This is a genomic window from Streptomyces sp. NEAU-YJ-81, assembly GCF_017592595.1.
Classification (GTDB): Bacteria; Actinomycetota; Actinomycetes; order Streptomycetales; family Streptomycetaceae; genus Streptomyces; species Streptomyces hygroscopicus_B.
The window spans coordinates 82,945-102,324 of record NZ_JAGFNO010000027.1 but is presented as its reverse complement, the minus strand read 5'-3'; the positions used below and the strand labels follow the sequence as shown (position 1 = coordinate 102,324).

General features: G+C 71.6%; 20 protein-coding genes. 12 read left to right on the top strand and 8 right to left on the bottom strand.

Going from position 1 to position 19,380, the window contains the following annotated elements; translation table 11 throughout:
- Positions 1-88: 88 nt before the first annotated feature.
- The 3 genes from J5X86_RS38580 to J5X86_RS38570 form a co-directional block, all read right to left on the bottom strand.
- On the bottom strand, positions 89-562 hold the full coding sequence (locus J5X86_RS38580) for a hypothetical protein (RefSeq protein WP_208521315.1): 474 nt from the start codon (positions 560-562) through the stop codon (positions 89-91).
- A 190-nt stretch (positions 563-752) separates the two neighbouring features.
- Positions 753-1,139, bottom strand: a complete 387-nt coding sequence (locus J5X86_RS38575) for a tautomerase family protein (protein WP_208521314.1) — start codon at positions 1,137-1,139, stop codon at positions 753-755.
- Between the two features lie 73 nt (positions 1,140-1,212).
- Positions 1,213-1,776: a TetR/AcrR family transcriptional regulator gene (locus tag J5X86_RS38570; protein ID WP_208521313.1), complete on the bottom strand. Its 564-nt coding sequence runs from the start codon at positions 1,774-1,776 to the stop codon at positions 1,213-1,215.
- A 117-nt stretch (positions 1,777-1,893) separates the two neighbouring features.
- Here J5X86_RS38570 and J5X86_RS38565 point away from each other — a divergent pair, with 117 nt between their 5' ends.
- On the top strand, positions 1,894-2,454 hold the full coding sequence (locus J5X86_RS38565) for a GNAT family N-acetyltransferase (RefSeq protein ID WP_208521312.1): 561 nt from the start codon (positions 1,894-1,896) through the stop codon (positions 2,452-2,454).
- Positions 2,455-2,462: 8 nt separating this feature from the next.
- On the opposite strand, the gene J5X86_RS38560 is transcribed toward J5X86_RS38565, so the two are convergent.
- Positions 2,463-3,221: a class I SAM-dependent methyltransferase gene (locus J5X86_RS38560; RefSeq protein WP_208521311.1), complete on the bottom strand. Its 759-nt coding sequence runs from the start codon at positions 3,219-3,221 to the stop codon at positions 2,463-2,465.
- Between the two features lie 127 nt (positions 3,222-3,348).
- On the opposite strand from J5X86_RS38560, the gene J5X86_RS38555 reads away from it, so the two are divergent.
- Positions 3,349-3,792: a DUF4186 domain-containing protein gene (locus J5X86_RS38555; protein ID WP_243982546.1), complete on the top strand. Its 444-nt coding sequence runs from the start codon at positions 3,349-3,351 to the stop codon at positions 3,790-3,792.
- 4 nt (positions 3,793-3,796) lie between these two features.
- Here the strand turns inward: J5X86_RS38555 and J5X86_RS38550 are convergent, their stop codons facing one another.
- On the bottom strand, positions 3,797-5,188 hold the full coding sequence (locus tag J5X86_RS38550) for a 2-oxoadipate dioxygenase/decarboxylase family protein (protein ID WP_208521310.1): 1,392 nt from the start codon (positions 5,186-5,188) through the stop codon (positions 3,797-3,799).
- Between the two features lie 292 nt (positions 5,189-5,480).
- On the opposite strand from J5X86_RS38550, the gene J5X86_RS38545 reads away from it, so the two are divergent.
- Complete coding sequence (locus tag J5X86_RS38545) at positions 5,481-6,527, top strand: tetratricopeptide repeat protein (RefSeq protein WP_208521309.1); 1,047 nt, start codon at positions 5,481-5,483, stop codon at positions 6,525-6,527.
- Complete coding sequence (locus J5X86_RS38540) at positions 6,524-7,660, top strand: polyprenyl synthetase family protein (RefSeq protein ID WP_208521308.1); 1,137 nt, start codon at positions 6,524-6,526, stop codon at positions 7,658-7,660. The genes J5X86_RS38545 and J5X86_RS38540 overlap by 4 nt, the downstream gene beginning before the upstream one ends.
- Before the next feature lie 59 nt (positions 7,661-7,719).
- Here J5X86_RS38540 and J5X86_RS38535 read toward each other — a convergent pair whose 3' ends face one another.
- Positions 7,720-7,968, bottom strand: coding sequence for a hypothetical protein (locus J5X86_RS38535; RefSeq protein ID WP_208521307.1), 249 nt, complete (start codon positions 7,966-7,968; stop codon positions 7,720-7,722).
- Positions 7,969-8,161: 193 nt separating this feature from the next.
- Between J5X86_RS38535 and J5X86_RS52170 the strand changes: the two genes are divergently transcribed.
- A complete protein-coding gene (locus tag J5X86_RS52170) occupies positions 8,162-9,097 on the top strand; it encodes a fumarylacetoacetate hydrolase family protein (RefSeq protein ID WP_208521306.1) in 936 nt (311 codons plus the stop codon).
- Between the two features lie 50 nt (positions 9,098-9,147).
- Here J5X86_RS52170 and J5X86_RS38525 read toward each other — a convergent pair whose 3' ends face one another.
- Positions 9,148-9,801, bottom strand: coding sequence for a L,D-transpeptidase family protein (locus J5X86_RS38525; protein WP_374229335.1), 654 nt, complete (start codon positions 9,799-9,801; stop codon positions 9,148-9,150).
- Between the two features lie 198 nt (positions 9,802-9,999).
- On the opposite strand from J5X86_RS38525, the gene J5X86_RS38520 reads away from it, so the two are divergent.
- From J5X86_RS38520 to J5X86_RS38490, 7 genes are all read left to right on the top strand, one after another.
- The gene (locus J5X86_RS38520) at positions 10,000-10,626 is read left to right on the top strand and encodes an alpha-ketoglutarate-dependent dioxygenase AlkB (protein WP_208521305.1); all 627 of its coding nucleotides are present in this window, start codon (positions 10,000-10,002) and stop codon (positions 10,624-10,626) included.
- Between the two features lie 62 nt (positions 10,627-10,688).
- Positions 10,689-11,285 (top strand): HD domain-containing protein, encoded by a 597-nt coding sequence (locus J5X86_RS38515; protein ID WP_208521304.1) that lies wholly within the window; start codon positions 10,689-10,691, stop codon positions 11,283-11,285.
- A 210-nt stretch (positions 11,286-11,495) separates the two neighbouring features.
- Complete coding sequence (locus tag J5X86_RS38510; RefSeq protein WP_208521303.1) at positions 11,496-12,296, top strand: thaumatin family protein; 801 nt, start codon at positions 11,496-11,498, stop codon at positions 12,294-12,296.
- 61 nt (positions 12,297-12,357) lie between these two features.
- The gene (locus J5X86_RS38505; RefSeq protein ID WP_243982577.1) at positions 12,358-13,182 is read left to right on the top strand and encodes a glycoside hydrolase family protein; all 825 of its coding nucleotides are present in this window, start codon (positions 12,358-12,360) and stop codon (positions 13,180-13,182) included.
- Positions 13,183-13,240: 58 nt separating this feature from the next.
- Positions 13,241-13,675, top strand: coding sequence for a septal ring lytic transglycosylase RlpA family protein (locus tag J5X86_RS38500; protein ID WP_208521301.1), 435 nt, complete (start codon positions 13,241-13,243; stop codon positions 13,673-13,675).
- A gap of 198 nt (positions 13,676-13,873) precedes the next feature.
- Positions 13,874-15,817 (top strand): serine/threonine-protein kinase, encoded by a 1,944-nt coding sequence (locus tag J5X86_RS38495; protein WP_208521300.1) that lies wholly within the window; start codon positions 13,874-13,876, stop codon positions 15,815-15,817.
- Positions 15,814-16,665: an FHA domain-containing protein gene (locus tag J5X86_RS38490; protein WP_208521299.1), complete on the top strand. Its 852-nt coding sequence runs from the start codon at positions 15,814-15,816 to the stop codon at positions 16,663-16,665. The genes J5X86_RS38495 and J5X86_RS38490 overlap by 4 nt, the downstream gene beginning before the upstream one ends.
- A gap of 39 nt (positions 16,666-16,704) precedes the next feature.
- Here J5X86_RS38490 and J5X86_RS38485 read toward each other — a convergent pair whose 3' ends face one another.
- The gene (locus J5X86_RS38485; protein ID WP_208521298.1) at positions 16,705-19,230 is read right to left on the bottom strand and encodes an ABC transporter permease; all 2,526 of its coding nucleotides are present in this window, start codon (positions 19,228-19,230) and stop codon (positions 16,705-16,707) included.
- Positions 19,231-19,380: the final 150 nt, after the last annotated feature.

The following is a 19,380-nucleotide window of genomic DNA, read 5'->3' as shown; positions in this document are numbered from 1 at the left end:
CTGTACCGCCTCCTGTTTCCGCCCCGGCGCTTTCGATCATTATCCCGCGCCGGGGGCGGCTTCGGTCGGCACCGGTGATCCGGTGGGGTCAGGCTCCCGTGGTCGAGCCCGGGCGGACGATCATGAGAATGGTCACCGTCGCCCACAGTAGGTTGAACGCGCCCGTGAACATGGCCAGTTGGGCGGTATCAGTCCGCTCCAGGGCCTTGCCCCCACCGAGGCTGTCGATGAGCTCGTCCTGGCGGGGCAGGACGAAGGCGATCAGGACGCCGGCGGCCGCGGCCGTCAGCGCGATGGAGGCGGTGAGCCAGCCGCTGCTGAGGACGCCCATCACGGCGGCCGTGGCGAATCCGAAGACGGGCACGGCGAGGCCCATCTTGGCGTAGACGCGGCAGATGCGGTGCAGAAGCCGGACCGTGCCCAGGTCCGCCTCGCCCTCGGCGGCGGCAGTGGCAGCGTGGGCGTTGCGGACCGCGGGCGGGAACATGCTGGCCGCGACGGTGACGGGGCCGATCGCGACAATGGCGGCCAGGACATGCAGGGAGAGCAGGATCTTGGTCATCGGGTGGTGTCCGGCTCCCTTTCGAACGTGGCAGGCACCGCGTCTCCTTCCGAGCGTGGGGCGGCTGGTGCGCGCCCCACGCTAGGGAGCCGCGAGAAGATCACCCAGGGGCCGGAACGACAGAAGTCAACGGATTCTCGCCATGCCGGGCCCCAGCGGCTCAGTGGTATGGCGAGAGGGGGCGACGTGGTCATCCGTCGATGTACTGCGCCACCCCGTGGCCGAACGACCAGTCGGCCGACTCGTTCTCGGTCAGGGTGATGAAGACGTTCCGCGGCTCGGTCCCCGCGTACTCCTGGGCGAGCTCGGCGATCCGCTGGTACAGCGCCTGCTTCTGTGCCGGTGTGCGCCCCGAGCGCATCGTGAGCGCGATGTAGACGATGCCGTCGTCGCGCCGCACACCGAGGTAGTCGTCGTAGCGCAGCATGCCGCTGGTGCCGTCATGGCTGGTCAGGACCTGGAACCGGTCGTTGGGCGGGAAGCCGATGGTTTCCACCAGGGCGTCGTGCACGGCACGGCCGAGCGCGTCGAGCCGGTCGGGGCCGGCCCGCAGCGCGTCAATGCGGACGAAGGGCATGTCGGGGCTCTCTTTCGGACGAGTGGCGAGTGGCGGGCGGCGGGCGGAAACTCAGTGGAAGGTCGGCGCAAGCTCAGCGGACATGGGCGGTGAGCAGGCCGAGCGCTCCGTCCATGGCCCGGGCGTACACCTCGGCCGAGTCGGCGGCGCGGGCCAGAACATAGCCGCCCTGCAACACCGCGACCAGTGCGGTGGCCGTGCTCGCCGGGTCGAGCCCGGTGTCCAGCTCGCCGTTCGCCCGGCCCTCCGCCAGCAGCCCGGCCAGCCGGTCGGTGAGCCAGGCGAAGGTCGCCTCGACCGGTCGGCGCAGGTCCGGATCCGCCATCACATCGGGGTCCTGGGTGAGGCGGCCGACCGGGCAGCCCTTCAGGGCGTCCCGCTCCCGCCGCAGATAGGCGCTGATCCGCTCGACCGCGGTGCCGGGACCGCTGAACTCGGCCTCCGCCCTGCCCCTCAGCTCCTCGGCGCTGCGGCTGATCGCGGCGAGCGCCAGATCGGGCTTGCCGCGGAAGTGGTGGTACATGCTGCCCTGGCCCGCTCCGGATCGCTCCTGGATCGCCTTCGGGCTCGTGCCCACATAGCCGCGCTCCCACAGCAGCTCGCGGGTGCTTGCGATGAGTCGTTCCCGGGTGTCCATGGGCAAGATCATACATACTAGTAGGTACAAATTGAAGCGCGCGGACGGCCCTCTCGGTGAGAGGATCCCTCCGCAGTGGGCGGGCAAGCGGGCCGGTCCGGACGGTGGAAGGTGACGATGTACGCGATACCCCTGGGCGAAGACGGCGCGGAGCTGCGCCCGCTCGAGCCGTGGCAGGCCGAGGAGTTCCTTACGCACATGGACCGGGGACGGGAATTCATCGGGCGGTACATCCCGCTGGCGGACGCCGTCTCCGACCTGGAGTCGGCCCGGGCGTTCCTCCAGGGATACGCGGACAAGGCGGCGGCCGACGCCGGGCGGATCTACGGCATCTGGACGGACGGCAAGCTGGTCGGCGGAGTCCTCTTCCGGACGATGGACATCAACCAGGGCACCGCGGAGGCGGGTTGCTGGCTGGAGCCGTCGGCGGTGGGCAAGGGGTTGGTGACCCGGGCCACGCGCGTGATCATCGACTGGGCCGTCGAGGAGCGGGGCATCCACCGCGTGGAGTGGATTGCCGCCGCCGGGAATGAGGGCAGCATCGCCGTGGCCCGGCGGCTGGGGATGACGAAGGACGGTGTGCTGCGGGAGAGCTATCTGCGCCGGGGCGAGTGGCAGAACAGGGAGATCTGGTCGGTGCTGGCACCGGAGTGGCGGGCGGCCCGGAAGCCGTCCTGAACCGCGCGTCAATCACGCTGATGGCGAGGGCGGCGGGCGACGGTAATGATCTCCGGGCTGGTGTCGGTCAGCGGCGCCCGGTCCCAGTCCCCGAACTGCTCCGCCACGACCAGCCCCGCCTCGCCCAGGAAACCCGCCAGTGCGTCCGGGCCGAGAAACCGCAGCGTGCTGCGGCTCAGCAGGGGCCGCTCCCAGCCCGCGCCGGTGTAGGTGTGCGTGGCCGAGACGAGATCGCCCCGCACCGGCGTCTCCACCTCGCACACACACCGCACCACGGCCCCGGTGGAGTCCACCACCTCGCCCGAGTACCGCACGTCCCAGTCCGCCCACTCCCGCACCAGCGGATTGCGGGTCTCGAACACAAAGCGGCCGTCGTCGGTCAGTGCCGTGGCGATCGCGGCCAGCGCATCGCGCAACTCGTCGTCGCCGAGAAGCCCCTGGAAGGCGTGGCCGGTCATCACCACCAGATCGAACGCGCGGCTCCACCCCGGCACCGAGGCCAGGTCACCGAGCACCCACTCCACATCCGGGCACGCCCGCGCCACCTCCAGCATCCCCACCCCGGGATCCAGCCCGCACAACCGCCCCTCATGCCCGTCCTCCCGCGCCCTGCGCAGCAGCGCGCCCGTTCCGCACCCCACGTCCAGAACGGATCGGGCGGACATCACCAGGGGCAGGTAGAACGTGAAATCGCCGCGCTCGTCCCAGGGGCAGAACAGGTCGTACAGCGCGGCCAGCCGACGATCGGAGAACTGTGTGTCCACCATGGCCGTCACAGTGCCCTTGGCCCGGCGGGGGCGCAAGGTCCGGCACCCGTCCAGGGCCCCGTCCACGGCGTCGTGGGCGGGCCGTCTTACGATCGAAAGGGGCTTTTGCCGTCTCCGGGAGCTTTCTATGTCCGACCCGACGCCCGACCCGTCCGACCCGACGCCCGACCCGTCCGACCCGATGCCCGACTCGCCCGCCCCGGTGCCTGAATCGCTCGACCAGCGGCTGGAGGCCATCGCGCGCCATCCCTTCCGTGCGAAGTTCCATCTGCGCGGTCGTGATCGGGCCACGGCCGAGCTGAGTGGCCCGTCGACGATGCGCTGGCACGCGTACGACCTGATCGCCAAGCGGCTGGCCCCCGCCGAGCCGTACAAGGACGGCAAGCAGACGCCCTACCGGGGCCACCCCGTGTTCGTCGCCCAGCACGCGACCGCCACCTGCTGCCGTACCTGCCTCGAGCGCTGGCACCGGATCCCCAAGGGGCGGGAACTGAGCCGTGCGGAGCGGGCGTACGTGGTGGGGGTGATCTGCCGTTGGATCGAACGCGAGGTGGCGACAGGCGGACGGTGACGGATCAGCCTGGGACGCCGTCGAGCCCCAGCTCGCGGGCGACCCGCGCGAGGGAGCCGCTCTGCTGCCGCTCGTAGAGCGCGAAGGGGTCCAGGACATCGCGGCCGATGGCGCCGGAGAGCCATGCGGCGTCGTGGGCGGTGCCCTCCTGGCCGTTGTCCCGTACGCCCTCGCCGCTGAGGTTGGACTGGAAGATGCCGGCGGCGGAGCGGGGCAGGAAGTCCTCGTAGACGCTGGGCTCGGCCCGCGCCCAGCCCCGCTCCAGCAGTTCGCCGATGGTGGTGGGCGGACGGCTGCCGTCGCGCGGGCGGTCCGGTACCACGTGGTAGGTGAACCAGCCCAACCCCCGGGCGGCCAGCTCCCGTTCGGTGTGGGGCAGATGCTCCTCCCATACGCCGCGCGCCAGTTCGCCCCGGTGCACCCCCGGGTGGCGGGCCACTTCATGGTCGACGAGGGTGAGCAGCCGGTCGTACAGGGCGCGGCCGTCGTGGGTGAGGGCGATACCGCGGGCCTCGACCTCGCCGAAGCGCACCCGCAGGGCGCCGGTGGTGACACTGCCGTCCGCGAGGCGCATCGCGCGGGGTTCGTCGAGGGCGCGGAAGGAGGTCTGGCGCAGCAGGACGTCGGGGCCCTTCCAGGCCGGTGGCCCCTGAATGGTGTCGATCATCTGGATGCCGCGGTCGGTCATCCGCCGGTAGAGCTCGTCGATGTCCAGGACGCGCGGAGTGAGGTGGTTGATGTGGGTGCTGCCGACGCCGCCGATGTCCGCGGCGACGGCGGAGATCCTCTCCAGGGTCTCGTACCAGACCTTGTCCACCGGCTCGGGTGACAACTCGAAGGCGGACACGGCGAGGTGGAGGAAGCGCTCGGCGTCCTCCTCGGGCAGTCCGTGCTCGGCCGCCGCGCGGTCGGCCAGGGCGAGCAGCTCCGGCGGGAACAGCTCGCGGCCGGCCAGGAAGGTTTCCAGCCGGGAGCGCAGATCGGCGTCGAAGAACCGCGGGTCGGCGGTGGTGAGGAGGGAGGTGAAGACGCGGAAGGGGTTGCGCGCCAGCTCCTCCCCGTCCACCGGGCGGAAGGCGGTCGAGACCACGGGGACCGCGCTGGCGGCGGCCTCGCGCAGATCGTAGAAGCCGACCGGGTGCATGCCCAGCGCGCCGAAGACGCGGGCCACCTGCCCCAGCTCCTGAGGTGTTCCGACCCGGATGGCGCCGTGGCGTTCGGCGGTCACCCGGCCGATGGACCCCAGACGCTCGGCGTCGGCGCCCCGTGCGCGCAGCACGTCCTCGTTGACCTCGCGCGAGACGTCCACGAGCGTGGTGTACGCGGGGACTTCCCGGCCGTACATGTCGGAGAGCCGTGCCGCGAAGGCGGCGCGCAGCTGCCACTGGCTGATCATGGGTGGTTTCTGCCTTTCCGTCGGGGACCTGCCGGATCGGGCGGGAGTGCCGAGCCCGGTCCATAAGTTTTTTGCCACCCGCGGAGCCGGTCGGTAAACCTCCCCGGCCTCGATCGCGTCTAGATCGGCAACGGACGCACAGCACCGGTGACCTTGGCAGGGCCGGTTTCCTGTCACCTATACACGGCATGTATACATGGAGTGCATACTCACGGTGTATGCACTCCATGTATGCACTCGGTGTATAGCGGACAGCCGCGTGCTCCTGGGAACAACAGACGGAAAGGCATCCATGTACGGCAAAGCATTCGCTCCTGAGTACCAGGGCTCCCTCACCACCCTGTCCGTGAACTCCTCGCTGGTCGACGTGCTGGCGGCGGGCACCGAACAGTTGCGGGCGGCCGAGCGGGGCGGCTCCCCGGGCGAGGCGGCCCGCGCGGGGCTCGCGGTCGCCGAGGCGCACCGGAGGCTGGGGCAGGTGGGCGAGGCCGACCGCGAGTGGAAGGCCAGTTACCGGGCGGCCCGTGCGGCGGGGGACGTCGGAGCGATGGCGTGGGCGCTGTGGAGCGGAGGCACGCTCGCCCGGCAGCGGGGCGCGCTGGCGCTGGCGTGGCGGCTGCTCGGACTCGCGGCCGAATTCGGCGAACGCGGCGGGGACATCGTCGTCCGTGGCTACTCGCTGGCCGGGATGGCGGAGACCGGCCGCATCCAGGGTGACTACGAGGCCGTGGGCGCGCTGCACGAGCGGCTCCTCGCCGAGGCACGGAAGCGCGGCGAGGCGCGGCACACCGTATGGGCGCTGGAGGGCATCGCCCAGATGCACCGCAACACCGGGTCGTACGACTCGGCCTACGCGATGTTCCAGGAGGCCGCGGAGATAGCCGCGGGCGCCGATGACCGGCGCGGACACGCGTGGGCGCTGCGGGGCATGGCCGACATTGTCTCCGTACGCGACGGGGACGTGGAGCGCGCACTGGAGCTGCTCTCCGGGGCCGAACTGACCTGCCGCGAGATGAACCTGGTGAGCGCGCTCGCGTACAACCACAAGATGCGCGGCAATGTGTTCTATCGCGCGGGCCGTTACGAGGAGGCCCGCGCGATGTACGAGCAGGCCCTGGAGGAGTTCCGCGACATGAGCGAGCCACGCGGCGAGGGTCTCGCCCGGCTCGGGCTCATCAAGTCCCTGGCCCGACTGGGCCGCGACCGAGCCCGGACCGACGAGGACCTGTCCGAACTGGCCGGTGTGCTGGAGCGGATCGGGCTGCGGCACGCCCGCCGGATGGTGGACCGTGCCCGGGAGGAGTTCGGCCTCGCGGAGGTCATGGAGGTGGCACTGTGACGACGGCGTTCCCCGTGCTCCTCGGGGCATACGAGACCACCGCGACCGCGCACCAGACCGCGGACCGGACCACCGCGACCGCAGGCGAGCCCATCGCGACCGCGGGCGAAATCCTGGGCCGCTGCCGGGAGTTGGTGCGCCCGGCGCTGGCCGAGACGGTCGGCCGGCTGCACCCATGGGTCGGCGAGATGGCCGCGTACTCCTTCGGCTGGTGCGATGTGGGCGGTACGCCCGCCGAGGGAGCCGGCGGCAAGGGCGTGCGGCAGGCCCTGGCCGTGCTGTGCGCGGAGGCGGCCGGGGCATCCGGCGAGGCGGCGGTGGCCGGAGCGGTGGCGGTGGAGCTGGTGCACACCTTCTCGCTGCTGCACGACGACATCATGGACGGCGACCAGACCCGCCGCACCCGCCCCACTGTGTGGAAGGCGTATGGGACCGGCCCGGCCGTGCTCGCCGGTGACGCCCTGTTCGCGCTGGCCGTGGAGGCGCTGGCCGCCGTACCCGGCGCCGGAGCCGCGGCCGCGGTGCGGCGCCTGAGCGTGGCCCTCGGCGACCTCGTCCGCGGCCAGGCGGATGACCTGCTCTTCGAGTCGCGCCCCTGGACGGGAGCTACGGCGGTGGGGTCGGATGAGTACCGCAGGATGGCCGAGCACAAGACCGGCGCGCTGCTCGGCTGCGCCGCCGCCTTGGGCGCCGCGCTCGCCGGGGCTCCGGAGAGCACCGCGACCGCGCTGGACCGGGCCGGACGGCATATGGGCGTGGCGTTCCAGGTGGCGGACGACCTGCTGGGCATCTGGGGCGACCCCGCGGTCACCGGCAAACCCGTCCACCGCGATCTGCGGCAGCGCAAGAAGACCTTCCCCGTGCTCGCCGCCCTGAGCGCCCGCGGCCCCGGTGCCTCGGCCGCCGGGCAACTGGCCACGCTCCTGGAGGAGTCCCCGGACACCCCGGACGACGCCACCACGCGCCGGGCGGCCGATCTGATCGAGCAGGCCGGTGGCCGCTCCGCGGCCCTGGTGGAGGCCGACCGTCACATCGCCGCCGTGGAGAGGTGCCTGGACGGTCTGCCGCTCGTGCCTCGCGCGAACGCGGAGCTGCGCACCCTGCTGGGCTTCCTCGCACGGCGCGACATCTGACCCGGCGGGGCATGGTGTGCCCCCTTGCGGCCGGTGCCCATGCCACTCGGGCCCGCCGGTCAGCGGCGGTCGCGCACCGCGTCCAGCCGGTCGCGGACCCACAGCTCCACATCGCCCACATGCCGACTGGCCGCGGTGAACGCGGCCAGGCTGTGATGGGCCCGGAGCGCGGTGTAGATGTCCATGTGCTGCTGCTGGGTCCAGGACAGCACATCGGACTTGACCAGGGCGCGCCAGATGCGGAGGTGGCCTCGTCGATGCGGGTCGCGGCCAGTGCGGTGGCGCCCGGCTCCAGGACCTTGCGGCATTCCAGCATCTCGGACCTCAGTGGCGACTGGCGCGGGTCGCTGCGGCTCGCCCTGGTGCTGACCGTCGTCGGCCTGCTCGGCGGGGTGCTGCTGCCCCCGGTCCCCGTCATCGTGGCGGCCGGTGTGTGCGCGGCCACCGCCCTCCGCTGGGTAGGAGGACTGACTGCACCGTCACGAGAGGAGAGGACGACAGATGACACGCATCGTGCGCTTCGCCGATGACGCCGGGACCGTCCGGACCGGAGTGGCCGACGACACCGGCGGGGTACGGGCCTTCCCCGGAGCGCCGCTCATCGCCGAGCTGCTGCGGCTGTCCGTGGCGGAGCTGCGGGCCCTGGTGGAGAACACCGTCGCCGGACCGGCGGCCGTCCATGAGCCGGACGTCCTGCCGCTGCCACCGCTGGACGGGCTGATGGAACTGTGGGCCGCGGGGGTGACGTATGAACGCTCGCGCGAGGCCAGGGTGGAGGAGAGCACCGAGCAGTCGGTGTACGAGCGGATCTACGACGCCGAGCGCCCCGAGCTGTTCTTCAAATCGCCGCCTTGGCGGGTGGTGACCGACGGCGAGCCGATCGCCGTACGGGACGACTCCGCGCTGAACGTCCCCGAGCCCGAACTGGCGCTGGTGCTCAACCGGTACGGCGAGACCGTCGGCTATCTCGTCGCCGACGACGTCAGCTCACGGTCCATCGAGGGCGAGAACCCGCTCTACCTCCCCCAGGCCAAGATCTACGCCGGAAGCGCCGCCGTGTCCTCGGCCATCGTGCCCGCGTGGGAGATCGACGCGCCCGACGCGCTGGACATCACCATGGCGGTATGGCGCGACGGCGAGGCGGCCTACCGGGCGTCCACCTCCACCGCCGCGTTCCACCGCACCCCGCAGGGGCTGGTGGACCACTTGTGGCGCTCCCAGCCCTTCCCCGACGGCGCCGTGCTGTCCACCGGCACCGGCATCGTGCCCGCGCTCGACTTCACACTCCACGCCGGGGACGTCGTGGAGATTTCCATCGAAGGGGTCGGCACCCTGCGCAACCCGGTACGGGCCCAGCAGTCCGACCTGGACTGGCTGGTGGAGGCCATCAACCATCCGCTGACCCGCCGTGCCCACCGCAGCGGCTTCCCGGAGTGATCCGCTGCCGTGGTCACCGCACCGGTGCTCCGCCGTGCACGGCCCGGCGCTCAGCGTTCCAGTGACGCCGGGTCCCCCATGGCGACGACGGGCTCACGGGCCGGGTCCAGCGCCCGGAGCAGCTCCTTCATGGGGCCCTCCCCGAGGCTGACACAGCCGCGTGTGGGGCCGCCGTGGTCGACGTGCAGCCAGATGCCGCCGCCCCGGTCCGGGCCGAGGGGGCGGGCCCGGTCCAGGGGGGATGTGCCGGACCGGCGGTTGTAGTCGATGGCGACCACGTAGTCGAACGAGCCGGACAGGGGCTCGCCTTCGAAGCCCGTGCCGCCCGCGGTGAACTCGGCCGACCGGTCGTAGGGCAGCCGTGTTCCGGGGTCGGGGAGCCGTCCGCCGGCGTCCGTGAGGGTGTAGACGCCGATGGGGGAGCGCAGATCGCCTTCCCGGTGGTGGTCCGTCCAGCCGTTGAGCGCGTTGTGCGCCGGCCGGCTCGCCCCGGCCCGCCAGCCGGCCCCGGCGCGCTCGTACAGCACCGCCGTGGCCACCGGCGCATTCCGATCGCGGCCCGTCACCACCAAGAGCTGCCCGCACAGGCGCGGCACCTCGGCCCAGGTCCGGAGCCCCAGCCCCGGAGGTGGCGGCGCCGGGGCGAGCGGAGGCGGTGTGCGTCGTGGTGTGCGCATGGTCATGGACCGACCCCCGGCCGACATGGGAGGGAACGTGTCAGGGTCCCAGTGTCCCGCGACGGCTCGAACGATGGTGACGACGTCGGGAGGTGTCGTGCGGCGGGCCGGTGCAGGGGCGGCGACCGGTCGCTGACCTGCGGTGTCACCGCCGAAGGAGCCACGGCCGGGTCCTCCGCATCCACCTGTAGAACGTTTGCTCGATTACACGAGTACGCTGCGCATATGGGTGCGTATCTCCAGGGCTCGCTCTTCGACCAGACCGACGACATCGGTCTCCGCTCGCTGCGCGGGACGCGCAGGACCGAGCTCGGGTCCGGGGCCTGGATCGATCTGCTGCCCGGGTGGCTGAGGGGAGCGGACGACCTGTTCTCCCGTCTCGTCGCCGAGGTCCCCTGGAAGGCCGAGCGGCGGCACATGTACGAGCAGGTGGTGGACGTCCCACGGCTGCTCGCGTTCTACGGCGCCGAGGACCCGCTGCCGCACCCCGTCCTGTCCGAGGCCCGGGAGGCGCTCTCCACGTACTACGCCGCCGAGCTGGGGGAGCCCTTCACCACGGCCGGGCTGTGCTACTACCGCGACGGCCGGGACAGCGTGGCCTGGCACGGCGACCGCATCGGCCGCGGCAGGACCGAGGACACCATGGTCGCCATCCTGTCCGTGGGTGCGCCCCGGGACCTGCTGCTCCGCCCGCGTGGTGGCGGCAGCGCCATGCGGCGGCCGCTCGGCCACGGCGATCTGCTGGTGATGGGCGGCTCCTGCCAGCGGACCTGGGAACACGCGATCCCCAAATCCTCCCGCGCCACCGGCCCACGGATCAGCATCCAGTTCCGCCCCAGCGGCGTGGGGTGAAGCCGACCACCTGACCACGGCCGTCCGCCGTGCGCGCCCGTCGTGATTGTTACGCTGCGGCGGTGATTCTGCCGACCGTCGACGAGGTGCGTGCGCTGCACGAGAAGTACGCGCCGACGCGTGGGGCCCTGGACCTCGTGTACACCCACTGCGAGATCGTCTGCCACATCGCGGAGCAGCTCATGGCGCGCGCCGGGCTACGGCTCGACGCCTCCCTCGTCCGCGCGGGGGCGCTGCTTCACGACATCGGTGTGTATCGGCTCTACGACCCCACGGGCCGGCTCGACGAGGGCAACTACATCCGCCACGGAGTCCTCGGCCACGAGATCCTCCGCCAGGAAGGCTTTCCGGAGCCCCTGTGCCGCTTCTGCTCCCACCACACGGGCGTCGGCATCACCCGGGACGACATCCGCGCACAGAAGCTGGCTCTCCCTCCGGCCGACTACACGGCCGACACCACCGAGGAGCAACTGGTGATGTACGCGGACAAGTTTCACAGCAAGACCTCGCCACCGAAGTTCCTGACCGCCGACTCCTACGCCACCTATGTGCGGAGATTCGGCAGCGACAAGGTCGATGCGTTCCACCTCCTGCGTGAGCGGTTCGGCGAGCCCGACCTCACGTCTCTCCAGGCGCGGTACGGCCACCCGCTAGCCTGATCCGGGGCCGGGTGCGGCTGGTTTTGGTCCAGACCATTGACATATATGGCTCGGGGCGCTGTCATGGGGGACCGTCAGCTCTGGCGCGTGCCTTCGGGCGGATGTCCCCGGGCGGGTGCCCTCACGTGGATGTCCTCATCTGAGGCCGGATCTCGGAGAGTTCTCGTGCGTCAAGATTGTCATGATCGTGACAACGGCGAAAGAGACACCATGCGGAAAGTCATGACCGCCCTGGCCGCCGCGGCCATCGCGGTCCTGGTGGCCCTGAGCCCCCAATCCGGGACCAGCGCGGCCGCCACCCCCGGCACCGGCGGGGACCTGCCGTCCCGCGCCGCACCGGCCGTAGCCTCGGCGGTCGATCACACGGTCACGTTCGTCAACGACACCGGGAAGACCGTATGGATCGGCAGTGATGTCAACAACGACGGATCCAAGCCGTTCGCCACGTTACCCACCCTGGAGCCCGGACAGTCGGGCACGGTGACGATTCCCGAAACGGCGGAACCCGGCCACTGGCGTGGCAAGTTCTTCGCCCGTCAGGGATGCACCGGGACATCGGGCAGCACCTTCCACTGCCTGGTGGGAGACTGCGGCACGTTCGCCGACCACTGCGAGCGGAGCGAACAGCCCACCAGCCTCGCGGAGTTCAATTTCGACACCAAGGACACGCTCGCTCCCTGGTACAACGTCAGTTACGTCAACGCCTTCTCGCAGCCGGTCACCATCGCCCCGAAGAACGCCACGGGCGGCGGAGGATGCGGCACCATGGGCTGCTCGGAGAACCTGCTCCCGCTGTGTCCGCCCGACAATCTGACGCGCTGGCCGGACGGCAAGCCGATGCTGTGCACCAGCCCCAACCGGGACGCCAAGACGCCCTACAGCGACATGATCGCCGCCCATTGCCCCAAGGCGTACGGCTGGTCCAAGCAGGACCAGGAGCCGGGCAACCAGGTGATGCAGCAGTGCGCCCAGTGCAGTGGTTTCACCGTCACCTTCCACAGCGCCGCCTGACCGGCCGGTCCGCCGCTTCACCCCAAGACCGGATGAGGAAGGGAGAGACGACGTGCACAGGATGCGCGGGACACGCGTTCTGGCCGTACTGCTGGCGGTGCTGACTCTGCTGACCGCGGGCAGTCAGGCGGGCGCCACCGGCGCGGCCACCGCCGCGGCGCAGAAGAAGGGCGTCAGCGCCTGGAACTTCAACGGGGTCACCGCCGCGATGTCCGACGCCAAGGTCGGCTGGTTCTACACCTGGGCCTCCGGCCGGGAACAGATCAACGCCCCGGCCGGTGTCGAGTTCGTGCCCATGATCTGGGGTCCGGGCTCGGTGACCGACGCGGAGCTGGACCGGGCGAAAAGCGAGGGCACGACCCTGCTCGGATTCAATGAGCCGGACATGGCCGGCCAGGCGAACATGACCGTGGAGCAGGCCCTCGACCTGTGGCCCCGGCTGCAGTCGACCGGTATGCGGCTCGGTGCCCCCGCCGTGGCCTACGGCGGTGACGTCGCCGGTGGCTGGCTCGACCGCTTCATGAAGGGCGCCGCCGACCGCGGCCACACGGTCGACTTCATCCCGCTGCACTGGTACGGCGCGGACTTCGACCCCACCCGCGCGACCGACCAGCTGCGGAGCTATCTCCAGGCCACATACGACCGCTACAAGAAGCCGATCTGGCTCACCGAATACGCGCTGATCGACTTCTCGACCGGTACGCCGAGGTATCCGACCCCGGGCCAGCAGGCCGCCTTCGTGACCAAGTCCACCGCCATGCTCCAGGGACTGTCCTTCGTCGAACGGTACGCGTGGTTCACGCTGTCCGCCGATCGCGGCGGCACCGGTCTCTACAACGGCGCGACGCCCAACCAGGCGGGCGTCGCCTACCGTGCGGCCGGCTGACGAACGGCCCACCCGCGCTCACACCACACCACGACAACCCGAAGTGAGGTTCTCCGCCATGCGCAAGGGAACGCTGATCGGCCGGGTGGCGGCCGCCGCCGTCGCCCTGACCGCCGTGCTGGGTGCCGCCCCGGCGAGCACCGCCGCGACCAGCGACACCCCGCCGGCCGGTGAGAACTGCTGGGCGACGCACTACGGCTACATACCCCCCGGCGCCTACACCGCCAGTGGCGAGCTCTTCGACAACAACGCGGACACCGCGGCGACTTCTCTGAGCCGCGATCCGCAGCTGCCGTTCGGGACCAGGGTGAAGGTCACCAACGTCGCGAACAACGCGTCGCTGGTCGTGCGCGTCAACGACCGCGGCACCTTCGCGTGGACCCCGTCGGTGCCCAAGTGCCTCGACCTGACCGACGGGGCGTACGCCCGGCTCGGCGGCGTGCTCAACCCGGACTCCGGCCACATTGTGGTCAAGGAGGAAATCGTGCCGTAAGCCGAATGAGACGGCCCATTTCACGCCGTCCAACACCGGCTGTCGGCTCGGGGAACCGACCGTCGTGCGCCGGAGGCTTCCCTCTTTCCGGGGGCTATCGACCGGAAGCGCTACCCACTGACGTCAGGGCCAAGTACTCTCCGTGGCGACACGGGAACGTGATTCGCGCGATGAAACGGGGTAGCGGGGGTGCGGGTGATGGCGGAGGCCGGTGACAGGGTCGCCGACCGATATCTCCTCCAGGAGCCCATCGGGAGAGGCGGAATGGGCGTCGTCTGGCGGGCCCACGATGAGCTGCTGGACCGCCAGGTCGCGGTGAAGTGTGCCCGTCCGGACGACGACCGCGCGGCGCTGCGACTCACCAACGAGGCACGCAACGCCGCACGGCTGCACCATCCGCATATCGTCTCGGTGTTCGACTTCGTGGAAGAGGCCGAGGTCTGCTGGATCGTCATGGAATATGTGTCCGGGGGCAGCCTCGCCGACATGGTGCGCGACCGTGGTGCGCTCACCCCCGAGGAGGCGGGCGCCATCGGCTGCCAGATCGCCACCGCGCTGGCGAAGTCGCATGCCGAGGGCGTGGTGCATGGCGATGTCACCCCGGAGAACGTCCTGATCACCGAGGACGGCGTCGCCAAGCTGACCGACTTCGGCATCTCCCGGGCGCTGTGGAGCGAGGCCACCATGACCCGGACGGGCGGGGTGCGCGGCAAACCGCCGTATCTGCCGCCCGAGGTGGCCAGGGGAGACGCGGCCGACCGGAAGTCCGATGTCTTCTCCCTGGGCGCGACGCTCTACGCGGTGATCGAGGGACGGTCCCCGTACGGCGAGGCATCGCACCCCATGGCCTATGTGGCGCGGGCCATCGAGGGCTATATCGAGACCCCGCACCGGGCCGGTCCGCTGGTTGACCCGCTCACCGCGCTGCTGAACGTGGAGCCGAAGCGGCGCCCCGCCGCCGATCAGGCCGCACGGCTGCTGCGGCGGGTCGCCCCGTCGTCCCCCCATCTCGAACACATCGAGGACACCCACGAGGACCCGCACGACGTCGACACGCTTCACCGCACCCCTTTCACGATGCGGCTGCTGCCGCCGTCGGTCCGAGGGGCGTGGCGCCGCCCGAGCCGCCGGGTGGTGATCACCGCGACCGCGGTGGGCACCGCCGCGGCCCTGGTTGCCTGGGCCGCCCTCTTCGGCCCCTGGGGCGGCGGGCACTCGGACGAGAGCGGCCGGTCCGGGCAGGACGGCGGGCGTGGCGCGTCCGGCACGGCCGACTCGCTGTCACAGGCGGGACGGGCCGGTACCGTGGGCGACGCACGGACGGCCGACCCCTGCAAGCTGCTCAACGCCGCATCGCTCAGCCGCTTCGGCGAGACCGTCATCGACCCGGACTACGGCGAGGTCGATCGATGCGATGTCCTGCTGCACGGCGAAAGCGGCGATGACATCGCCGACGTCCAGCTCAGCTTTGACGCCGACCCGCCGGAGCCGGGCGGCGACGCGCCCACCCGAAGGATTGGCAACGTCACCGTCGGCGCGTTCCAGCGCGAGGGGGACGAGTGCGTGCGGAACATCGCCTCCGCCGACCGGATGCAGATCTGGATCATCACCGAGCGGCTGGACACCCCGGCGCCCGACCCGTGCCAACTGGGCGACGCCGCCACCGACTACGCGATCAGTGTGCTGGACCGCGGCCAGGTTCCCCGGCGCTCGGGGCAGCCGGTCGCGAGCTCCCTGGTCCGCGAACACGCATGCCGGCTGCTGGACGGCGACGAACTCCAGCGGATCGCCGATGTCCGGGTGAAGGACCGCGACCCGGGCTTCGGGGACTGGCGGTGCGAGTGGGCGGACGGCTCGGACGACGCCGGAGTGGAGCTGGAGTTCACCCGGGACAATGATTTCTCCCCGGAGGACGGGCAACGGGCGGAGATCGACGGGAAGTTGAGCTCCGTGTCCCCGGAGGAGTGGGACGACGACTCATGCCTCGTCCGGATGCTGCACCGCTCATACCGCAACTACCTCGGTGACGACACCGTCGAGTTGATGTCGTTGAACGTCTACGGGCCGAAGCCCACCGCAAAGCTCTGCCAGACCGCCAAGGCGCTCGCCGCCACGGCCGCGAAGAAACTCCCGAGCTCATGACCACACCTCCCGGCAGCGACCGCCGTACCACCGGCCGGGCCCCCGCCGCCCGCCACCCCGCCACCGGCCGGCCCGCCGCGGGCGGCCGCCCCCTGCCCGCCGCACACGGCAGCCTGGCCCGCGGTGTGACCGCGCCGGTGCCGGGCACCGCCTTCGCCCTCGCGCTGACCGGTGGCATGACCCTGGGCCCCGGCGACGGCCGTGAGCTGCTCTTCGGACGGAACCGCCCCGAGGTGCACGTCTGCGTGGGCGAGGACGACCCCCAGGTCAGCCGCTGCCAGGGCAGACTGACCCACCGCCACGGCCGCTGGTGGGTCGCCAACAGCGGCCGGCTGCCCCTCCGCTTCCCGACCCGGCTGCTTTTCACGGGCGAGGAGCCACTGCCCCTCGAAAGCGGCTACACCCCGCTGTTCGTCCGCGGCTCGCGCGACCGTGAGCATCTGCTGGAGGTCTTCGTCAGCGGCCCCGAGGCCGAGCGGCCCGTAGCCCTGCCCGGGGAGGTCACCCGCCCGCCTCGGGTGTGGGTGCTCACCGACGAGGAGAAGCTCGCGCTCATCGTCCTCGGCCAGCGGTATCTGCTCCACGAACCCCGGCCACAGCCCCTCACCTGGAAGCAGACGGCCGCCCAGCTCGCGGAGTTGCGCCCCGGCGAGGGCTGGCGGGAAAAGCGCGTCGAGCACCTGGTCAACCGGGTCCGCATGATGCTGTCCCGGGACGGAGTGCCCTGGCTGACCCGCGAGGAGGTCGGTGAGCCGGTCGGCAACGCGCTCAACGACCACCTCATCCGGGCCCTGATGATGTCGACCACACTGGTCCCCCCGGACCTGGCCCTGATCGACGCCGCCTGACCGCTCACCCCGCGTCCTCGGCGCCCGCCGCCGCGCCGGTCATTCGGTGTCCGCGCCGATGGCCTCCAGCATCGGGAGGCGGGCGGCCTGACGCCCCGGCCAGAGCGAGGCGAGAACACCGATCGCGGCGCTCGCGAGGAAGAAGAGGGCCGCCCGGTCCCAGGGGATGACGAGCGGAACGACCTCCTGGCCGAGGACGGCCGCCGCGCCGATGGCCGTACCGGCGACGACACCGAGCGCGGAGCCGAAGAGCGAGATGGTCACCGACTCCAGGCGCAGCACCGATCCCACGCCGGCGCCGTCCAGCCCGATGGCCCGCAGAAGTCCGATCTCCCGCACCCGCTCGAACACGGCCATGCCCATGGTGTTGACCACCCCGAGGGCGCCGATCAGCACGGTGACGCTGAGCATGGCGTACATGATGTTGAGGAACGGCGCGGTCCGCGCGGTGGCGGCGGCCCGCGCGTCGGCGTGGTCCTGGACGAGCAGCGCCGGGTTGTCCAGGGTGCGCCGGATCTCCTCCCGGAGCGCGGCGGTACGGCCGGGAGCGGCCTTGACCAGGACCGAAGCGATGCTCGGCCGGTCCTCGGCGCCGGCCGGACGCGGCAGGGCGCGATCGGAGACGAGGGCGGGGGTCACATCGTCCGGGCCGTCGTAGATCGCCACGACGGGCAGGCTCGTCGGGGTGCCCGGCGTACGCGCGCTCGCGCCGGTGAAGGTGCCGCTGACGCGGGAGCCGAGCCGCCAGCCGTGGGCGGCGGCCAGCTCCTCGGTGAGGGCGATGCCATGGCCGAGGCGGTCCAGCGACCCCTCGCGGACGGACAGCGACGCGGCGCGTTCCACCGCGGCGGGGTCGACCGCGGTGACCTCCAGGGACGTTTTATGGGGGACGTCGAGGTAGGTGTGGATGACGGGCGTGACGGCCTCGGCGTCGGCGAGCCGCCCCACCCGGGCCGCCGTGTCCTCGCCGATCTCCCCGAAGTCGACGGCCGTGATGCGCAGGTCCGAGGTCATGGAGCTGTCCGCCTCCTGCTCGTCGAAGCGGTTCACGGAGGCGACGACCACGGTGACGGCGGTGACCATCGCCAGACCGACCATCAGGGTGGTCGCCGTGGCCGCCGTACGCCGTGGATTGCGGCGGGCGTTCTCCACCGCCAGCTTGCCCCGGATGCCCGCCAGCCGGGTCAGCGGGGAGCGCAGCAGCCCGGTGACGCCCAGGGCGAGCAGCGGGGTGAGGACGATCAGGCCGACCAGCAGCAGGGGCACGGCACCGAAGAGGAGGTCCGGCTCGCCGACGGCGGCGGCGACCAGCAGCGCTCCGCACGCGGTGACGAGCAGCCCGATGGTGTTGCGGCGGCGCAGCGAGGCGGCGGAGGACGGCTGGACGGTCCGCAGTGCCGCCACGGGCGGTACGGCCGCAGCCCGGCGGGCCGGGACGTAGGCGGCGAGGACGGTGACGCCGATGCCGACGGCGAAGGCCGCGATGAGGGGCTTGGCCGACAGCGCCCGCACGGTGGCACTCCCCGCGCCGGAGGCGTCGAACAGGCTGCCCAGCAGGTGCGCGGCACTGATGCCCAGCCCGTAACCGATGGCCGAGGCGGCCGTGCCGACCATGGCGGCCTCGGCCAGGACCATCCGCATCACGTGGTTCCTGGTGGCGCCGACCGCCCGCAGCAGCGCGTGTTCCCGGGCACGGGCCGCGCTGAGCATGGTGAAGGTGTTGGCGACCAGGAAGGTGGAGACGAAGAGGGCGACGCCGGCGAAGCTCAGCAGCAGTGTGGTGAGCTTGTCCGAGTCCTCCTCGGAGGCGGCATCGGATTCCAGATCCGCGCGGGTGACCGCCCGCAGCCCGGACGGCAGCAACTTCTGTGCCTGCTGCGCGAGTTGGGCATCCGATGTGCCGTCGGCAGCCGTCAGGGTGATCGCCGAGTAGCCGTTCGGCGCCGGGGCGAAGTGCCGTTGTGCGGTGGCGGTGTCGAAGGCGGTGAGCGTACCGCCGGAGTCCACACGGCTGTCATGGACGGTGAAGACGCCGACCAGCCGGGCGTCGCGGGCCGTGCCGCCCACGACGATGCGCACCCTCGCCCCCACCCGGTACCCGGCGCGCTCGGCGGTCCGCCGGTCGACGGCGATCTCGGTGGCGCTACGGGGGCCGTGGCCCGCGGTGAGCGGATAGCGGACGTCCTTGCCGCCGTCGTCGGGCACGTAGTTGACGCCCGCGGCCTGGTACAGATCGCCCACCAGAGTGCCGTCGGAGCCGACGAGGAACGAGCGGCCCTCCACCACACCGCGCGCCGCGGCCGCCGACGGCAGCGCCCGCAGCCGCCGCAGAAGCGTGTCATCGAGCGGGTGTGCTTCGGAGGGGTCCGCGGAAGGGGAGTCCGCGGTGATCGAGACGGACGCATCGGGCTGGGAGTTGGAGTGTGCGCGGTTCACGGCCGCTTGGACGGAGTCGCCGTAGAGCAGCGACCCGGTCACGAAGGCCACGCCGAGCACGACGGCGAGGGCGGGCATCGCGAAACGGAGCCGATGGGATCGGAGGGTGCGCAGGGCGGTGCGGAACATCGACGGCCTTCGGAAGGGGAACGGTCGGAAGGGGCGTGGCGCATCGCGCTCGAGCGCTCTCCGGTCGCCCCGGATGCCATCCTTCGCGAGGGCGCGGCGTGGCGGATCCACCGGAATGCCGAAGCGATCCGCGCCCCTTCCCCGGCTTCC

Excerpts from the sequence above, each read along its gene's own strand:
- J5X86_RS38505 (WP_243982577.1), top strand. The coding sequence starts at position 12,358 with ATGCGCGGGACACGCGTTCTGGCCGTACTGCTGGCGGTGCTGACTCTG.
- J5X86_RS38500 (WP_208521301.1), top strand. The coding sequence starts at position 13,241 with ATGCGCAAGGGAACGCTGATCGGCCGGGTGGCGGCCGCCGCCGTCGCC.
- J5X86_RS38525 (WP_374229335.1), bottom strand. The coding sequence starts at position 9,801 with ATGTCGGCCGGGGGTCGGTCCATGACCATGCGCACACCACGACGCACA.
- J5X86_RS38575 (WP_208521314.1), bottom strand. The coding sequence starts at position 1,139 with ATGCCCTTCGTCCGCATTGACGCGCTGCGGGCCGGCCCCGACCGGCTC.
- J5X86_RS52170 (WP_208521306.1), top strand. The coding sequence starts at position 8,162 with ATGACACGCATCGTGCGCTTCGCCGATGACGCCGGGACCGTCCGGACC.
- J5X86_RS38550 (WP_208521310.1), bottom strand. The coding sequence starts at position 5,188 with ATGATCAGCCAGTGGCAGCTGCGCGCCGCCTTCGCGGCACGGCTCTCC.
- J5X86_RS38535 (WP_208521307.1), bottom strand. The coding sequence starts at position 7,968 with ATGCCGCAAGGTCCTGGAGCCGGGCGCCACCGCACTGGCCGCGACCCG.
- J5X86_RS38580 (WP_208521315.1), bottom strand. The coding sequence starts at position 562 with ATGACCAAGATCCTGCTCTCCCTGCATGTCCTGGCCGCCATTGTCGCG.
- J5X86_RS38560 (WP_208521311.1), bottom strand. The coding sequence starts at position 3,221 with ATGGTGGACACACAGTTCTCCGATCGTCGGCTGGCCGCGCTGTACGAC.
- J5X86_RS38520 (WP_208521305.1), top strand. The coding sequence starts at position 10,000 with ATGGGTGCGTATCTCCAGGGCTCGCTCTTCGACCAGACCGACGACATC.
- J5X86_RS38510 (WP_208521303.1), top strand. The coding sequence starts at position 11,496 with ATGCGGAAAGTCATGACCGCCCTGGCCGCCGCGGCCATCGCGGTCCTG.
- J5X86_RS38565 (WP_208521312.1), top strand. The coding sequence starts at position 1,894 with ATGTACGCGATACCCCTGGGCGAAGACGGCGCGGAGCTGCGCCCGCTC.
- J5X86_RS38490 (WP_208521299.1), top strand. The coding sequence starts at position 15,814 with ATGACCACACCTCCCGGCAGCGACCGCCGTACCACCGGCCGGGCCCCC.
- J5X86_RS38495 (WP_208521300.1), top strand. The coding sequence starts at position 13,874 with ATGGCGGAGGCCGGTGACAGGGTCGCCGACCGATATCTCCTCCAGGAG.
- J5X86_RS38570 (WP_208521313.1), bottom strand. The coding sequence starts at position 1,776 with ATGGACACCCGGGAACGACTCATCGCAAGCACCCGCGAGCTGCTGTGG.
- J5X86_RS38555 (WP_243982546.1), top strand. The coding sequence starts at position 3,349 with ATGTCCGACCCGACGCCCGACCCGTCCGACCCGACGCCCGACCCGTCC.
- J5X86_RS38545 (WP_208521309.1), top strand. The coding sequence starts at position 5,481 with ATGTACGGCAAAGCATTCGCTCCTGAGTACCAGGGCTCCCTCACCACC.
- J5X86_RS38485 (WP_208521298.1), bottom strand. The coding sequence starts at position 19,230 with ATGTTCCGCACCGCCCTGCGCACCCTCCGATCCCATCGGCTCCGTTTC.